Source organism: Cupriavidus sp. SIMBA_020, from assembly GCF_046535395.1.
GTDB classification, from domain to species: domain Bacteria; phylum Pseudomonadota; class Gammaproteobacteria; order Burkholderiales; family Burkholderiaceae; genus Cupriavidus; species Cupriavidus campinensis.
In genome coordinates this window covers 1-256 of the sequence record NZ_JAWRWU010001070.1, presented here as the reverse complement: position 1 = coordinate 256, position 256 = coordinate 1, and the positions used below count along the sequence as shown (strand labels likewise).

General features: G+C 68.4%; 1 pseudogene. It reads left to right on the top strand.

Annotated features, from left to right (window positions below):
• Nucleotides 1-241: pseudogene (locus SB751_RS32785) on the top strand (DNA polymerase Y family protein); the annotation flags it as partial.
• Nucleotides 242-256 lie beyond the last annotated feature (15 nt).

Below are 256 nucleotides of genomic sequence, written 5' to 3'. Positions count from 1 at the left end.
CTGCGAAACGCTCGCCGATCTGCAGCGCTTGCCGCGCGCTGGGTTGAAGAAACGATGCGGCACGCAACTGCTCGACTGGCTCGACCAGGTCGCCGGCACCGCGCCGGCCGCCTACGACTGGCTAGAAACGCCGCCGTCGTTCGACACGCGCGTCGAACTGATGGACCGCGTCGAGCACGCCGAGGCGCTGCTGTTCGTCGCGCGCCGGCTGATCCTGCAGCTGACCGGCTGGCTCACCGCAACCTGACAGTTGTCC